We start from the raw sequence: 4,764 nt of genomic DNA, 5'->3' as shown, positions 1-4,764 counted from the left end.
CCGCGGAAAGCGAAGCGCCTAGAACGAAAATCAACAGCTTTGTTTAACGGAGCCTTAATATTTAAAAATCAAAATAATTAGAAAAATAGTTTTTAAATATAGCTTTACCCTTTATAATAGAATTGATTGAAGTAATTTTAGGAGGGGTTGCACGGTGACGATTGAATCTTCCACTGAAACTGTCAAGCTGATGATTGATGGCCGGGTAGCGGTTCTGGAGCTAAACAGGCCGGAGGCATTGAATGCGCTTGATGTTGAAATGATTAGGGGAGTCAGCGCCAATTTAAAAGAAATCTGTAATTCAGATGAAGTTGACATCGTCGTTATAAAGGGAGCCGGGCGTGCGTTTTCTGCTGGCGGGGATATTAAGACGATGCTTTCGAATACAAATGAAAGCGATATCTACCATGTAATGGATTATATTCATGACTTGATTGTTACCTTGTACAGCATGCCAAAAGTGACGGTAAGCGCAATTACTGGTGCTGCTGCCGGACTTGGTTTCAGTCTAGCACTAGCAACGGATTACATAATTGCAGAGCCATCAAGTAAAATCGCAATGAATTTCATTGGGATTGGATTGATACCTGACGGCGGAGGACACTTTTTCATGGAAGAACGTCTCGGGGAATCCAAGGCAAAGCAGCTGATATGGGACGGAAAGACACTTTCCGCGAATGAAGCATATCGACTTGGACTAGTTGATGAGGTTCCGGATGGAGATTTTACCGGGGCTGTAGAAGCCAAGGTACAGGAATGGCTTGGTAAACCGATTCAGGCAATGATCAAGACGAAAAAAATCCTTGCCGAGAAAAACAGGCCATCTTTATTGAAAATTCTTGAACTTGAAAAATATGGCCAGTATAAAATGCGCCAGACAGAGGATCATCAGGAAGGGATCAAAGCATTTTTGGAGAAAAGAAAACCGGACTTCAAGGGGAAATAAGAGGTACACAGAGATTTAAAGCCTGATTACTTAAAATTAAGCAAAATAGCAAATGATCAAAAAAGCAAAGAGGCTCTGGTGACCTCTTTGCTTTTTTTTAGCTGAACTTATGGACGGAACAAAATCAATTTTCCTCTTGGGGATGTGCAGCGGTGTGTTTTGTCGCTAAGTTTTTTTTCTTCAAGCATTCTTGCACCTATTTCTTTTGCTTCGTCATCGTTTCCTGCCTGGAAGGATTCGTCGATCAATTTTTCTCCATTTGGTTCAAAGGCTGTCAGCTTGTAAGTTTCCATAACAAATACCCCTTTGTTAAAAAATTCAGATGATTACTATTATTTTTGCATAATTTTTTTAATTGTGCAAAACAAAATACCTCGAAACATATGAAACTATTTCCAATCAAAAAACGTAATAAGTAAGGGGAAAAGGAGGAGAAACAAAATGGTTTTAGAACTCGAACATGTTACAAAAAGATTCGGCAGTTTTACAGCAGTGAACAGGCTTTCACTAAATATACCAGAAAAAGAAATGTTCGGATTCCTTGGTGCAAATGGTGCCGGGAAGACGACAACTTTCAGGATGATCCTTGGACTGCTTGATGCATCTGAAGGCAAGATAACATGGGATGGAAAGCCGATAAATTATAGTGCCAGCAGCATAATCGGATATTTGCCGGAAGAAAGAGGATTATATCCGAAGCTTAAAGTTCGCGACCAAATTGTCTATCTTGCAAGGCTGAGAGGAATGCAAAAGCAAGCGGCGATCAAAGAGCTGGATCATTGGCTGAACCGTTTCAAGGTCCCTGAGTACGCGGATAAAAAGGTTGAAGAGCTTTCCAAAGGGAACCAGCAAAAAATCCAATTCATTGCAGCAGTCATTCATAAACCAAAGCTTTTGATTCTTGATGAACCATTCAGCGGCCTGGACCCAGTTAATGTTGAGCAGTTAAAAGAGGCTGTGGTTGACCTGAAAAATGGGGGAACGACTATTGTGTTCGCCAGCCATCGAATGGAGCATGTGGAGGAGATGTGCGAGCACATTTGCATCATGCACAAAGGAAGCCCTGTGGTCCATGGTTCTTTAAAGGAAATTAAACGCTCCTTTGGGAAAAAAAATTTAGTGATTCATGCTGATTTTGATACAGCTTTTCTGAAAGATTATCCGGGTGTGACGAAAGCAAAGCAGACTGCTGAAGGTATCCATTTGCAAATTGAGGGGGAGCAAATTGCTGAAGGAGTTTTACAGAAAATTGTCGGTAAGGGGTTTATTCGAAAATTTGTCCTAGAGGAACCTAGCTTGAATGATATTTTTATAGAAAAAGTAGGTGATTCATATTAATAACTTTTTCATCATATTATTTCATACCTATTCGAGCAAATTAAAAACGAAATCTTTTCTAGTGACGACAGTCATTACGGTAGTCATCATGCTGGCTTTGACTAATATGACGAACATCATTGATTTTTTCAATAAAGATGGATCGACTGACACAATTGCTGTGATCGATGAAACTGGGCAGCTCTTTGTGCCGCTAAAAGAGCAAATAAAGGCGGCGGATAAGGATATTGTTCTTGAACAATATGATGGAAATGCAAACCAGGCAAAAAAAGAAGTCGAGGAAGGAAACTATAAAGGGTTGCTGGAGCTATCTCTTAACAAAGAGGGCCTGCCCGCCGCTTCTTATAAAGCAATGAGTATTGCGGATTCCACCGTTCCTGCCGACCTGCAGGCTTCGCTGCAGCAAATAAAAACGATGATGGCCTCGAATCAGATTGATATTGATCCGAAGCAGCTGGAAAAATTGTATGCACCAGTCGATTTTGAAAAATCGGCTTTAGAAAAAGGTGCAAAAACAGAAGAGGAACTGAACCAGGCAAGAGGTCTTGTTTATGTCCTGCTGTTCATCATTTATTTTGCTGTAATCATGTATGCGAATATGATTGCAATGGAAGTTGCCACCGAAAAGTCATCCAGGGTGATGGAAATCCTTATTTCCAGTGTTTCGCCAATCAAGCAAATGTTCGCGAAGATTATAGGCATCGGTCTCTTAAGCTTAACTCAGTTGGCGGTTCTCCTGCTCGTTGGGTACTTTTCAATCAAGCAGAATCTCGAAACAATGGAAGGCGGCTTCTTTGATTTCTTTGGTTTCGGAAATGTTCCTGCCAGCACCATCGCATATGCCGTCATCTTTTTTATCTTAGGGTACTTCCTTTATGCTACGATGGCAGCATTCCTTGGATCCCTGGTCAGCCGGATTGAGGATGTTCAGCAAATGATCACACCGATGACAATGCTTGTTGTTGCCGGTTTCATGATGGCTATGTTTGGATTGGGCCAGCCGGAGGCTCCGTTCATAAAATATACATCCTTCATACCGTTCTTCTCACCAATGCTTATGTTCCTGCGTGTAGGAATGCTGAATATCCCATTCTGGGAAGTTGCCTTATCAATCGCGATCCTTGTCGCAACAATTCTCTTCTTAGCCGTTTTCGGCGCAAGGGTTTACCGGGGAGGAGTTCTTATGTATGGGAAATCCAATTCCTTTAAAGACATTAAAAAGGCTCTTCAGATAACGAAAAATGAGTAAGCAATAGAAATTCCGCAATTCCACGAATTGCGGAATTTCTATTAGAAGGAACTTACATATAAATTGTTGAATTGAAACAAGTATATAAATGAAGGAGTGTGATTGAGATGAGACAGATCATTGCCCTTGGCGGTGGGGGATTTTCAATGGAACCAGATAATCCCTTGTTGGATTTGTATATTTTAGCTCAAACAAAAAAACAAAATCCCAAAGTATGTTTTGTTCCAACTGCGAGCGGGGATTCTGAAAACTATATTTCGAGGTTTTATAAATCCTTTGAGTCACATAATTGTGTACCATCCCATTTGTCATTATTCAGTCCGCCTTCACGGGATCTAGAAGACTATGTTATGGATAAAGATGTCATTTATGTAGGTGGTGGCAATACTAAAAACTTGATTGCCCTTTGGAAGGATTGGGGTCTTGATGTCATCCTCAAAAAAGCATGGGAGGACGGGATTGTGATGGCGGGAATTAGTGCGGGCTCGATCTGCTGGTTTGAAGCTGGGGTTACTGACTCCTTTGGCGAAGGCCTTGAGCCTTTAAAAAGCCTTGGATTTTTAAAAGGAAGCAATTGCCCTCACTATGATGGCGAGACCGACCGTCGGCCAACATACCAGCGACTTGTTTCTGCTGGCCAAATTCATGGAGGACTTGCAGCAGATGATGGAACGGCTTTACATTTTATCGACAGCGATCTTCACAAGGCCGTAAGTTCAAGACGAGAAGCGAAGGCTTATCAAGTCGAATTAATAAAGGGAAAATTGAAAGAAGAAGTATTGAATACAGAGTATCTCGGATAGAGTGAGGAGTAAGCTGCAACCCAAATAAAAAGGAGTTGCAGCTTTTTTTCTAAACAAAACGATAAGAACGTGCATTCGTATTTTTAGAGTGTTAAAATAATAGATGAAGATTGTTTTCGTATTTTGAATTGTTTTGCGTAGATAGTCTTGTTTCCTCATAAATAATAAACTTTCTTGCTCTCATCGAGTAGAAAATACATAAAAACTGTCATAAGAATTGTGAACCACGACAGCTGTTTAAAAAACGGCAACGGTTACGGAGAGAACCTGGCAGAATGAGGGTGAATTTTAGTAAGCCTCTTTCCATAGAGTCTTAATGTGTGAGAAGGGCATGAAGATATCTTTTTAAACGAAGGCTGTGTAAAAGGACAATGTTGATTTTCAGCACCTGTTGATTGGAGCGGAGGGTACTCGACTCCTGCGGGATC

General features: G+C 40.9%; 5 protein-coding genes. 4 read left to right on the top strand and 1 reads right to left on the bottom strand.

Annotation, left to right across the window (positions count from 1 at the left end; all coding sequences use genetic code 11):
- Positions 1-154 precede the first annotated feature (154 nt).
- Entirely contained in the window at positions 155-946 is a 792-nt protein-coding gene (locus tag V7654_RS09600) for an enoyl-CoA hydratase (RefSeq protein ID WP_335430118.1), read from the top strand.
- Between the two features lie 107 nt (positions 947-1,053).
- Here V7654_RS09600 and V7654_RS09595 read toward each other — a convergent pair whose 3' ends face one another.
- Complete coding sequence (locus V7654_RS09595) at positions 1,054-1,239, bottom strand: YhzD family protein (protein WP_335430117.1); 186 nt, start codon at positions 1,237-1,239, stop codon at positions 1,054-1,056.
- A gap of 148 nt (positions 1,240-1,387) precedes the next feature.
- On the opposite strand from V7654_RS09595, the gene V7654_RS09590 reads away from it, so the two are divergent.
- The 3 genes from V7654_RS09590 to V7654_RS09580 all read left to right on the top strand — a co-directional run bounded on the left by V7654_RS09590 (position 1,388) and on the right by V7654_RS09580 (position 4,336).
- On the top strand, positions 1,388-2,284 hold the full coding sequence (locus tag V7654_RS09590; protein ID WP_335430116.1) for an ABC transporter ATP-binding protein: 897 nt from the start codon (positions 1,388-1,390) through the stop codon (positions 2,282-2,284).
- A complete protein-coding gene (locus V7654_RS09585) occupies positions 2,280-3,533 on the top strand; it encodes an ABC transporter permease (RefSeq protein ID WP_335430233.1) in 1,254 nt (417 codons plus the stop codon). The genes V7654_RS09590 and V7654_RS09585 overlap by 5 nt, the downstream gene beginning before the upstream one ends.
- Positions 3,534-3,640: 107 nt before the next feature.
- Positions 3,641-4,336 carry a Type 1 glutamine amidotransferase-like domain-containing protein gene (locus tag V7654_RS09580; RefSeq protein ID WP_335430115.1) on the top strand — a complete coding sequence of 232 codons (696 nt, stop codon included), beginning with the start codon at positions 3,641-3,643 and terminating at the stop codon, positions 4,334-4,336.
- Positions 4,337-4,764: the final 428 nt, after the last annotated feature.

The sequence above is a fragment of the Bacillus sp. JJ1609 genome (assembly GCF_036967045.1).
GTDB lineage: Bacteria > Bacillota > Bacilli > Bacillales > Cytobacillaceae > Mesobacillus.
Note: the sequence above shows the minus strand (reverse complement) of the source record. Positions and strands in the feature narration are given on the sequence as shown.

What these genes read in the sequence shown, in the direction of transcription:
- V7654_RS09595 (WP_335430117.1), bottom strand. Translation starts at nt 1,239, where the DNA reads ATGGAAACTTACAAGCTGACAGCCTTTGAACCAAATGGAGAAAAATTG.
- V7654_RS09590 (WP_335430116.1), top strand. Translation starts at nt 1,388, where the DNA reads ATGGTTTTAGAACTCGAACATGTTACAAAAAGATTCGGCAGTTTTACA.
- V7654_RS09580 (WP_335430115.1), top strand. Translation starts at nt 3,641, where the DNA reads ATGAGACAGATCATTGCCCTTGGCGGTGGGGGATTTTCAATGGAACCA.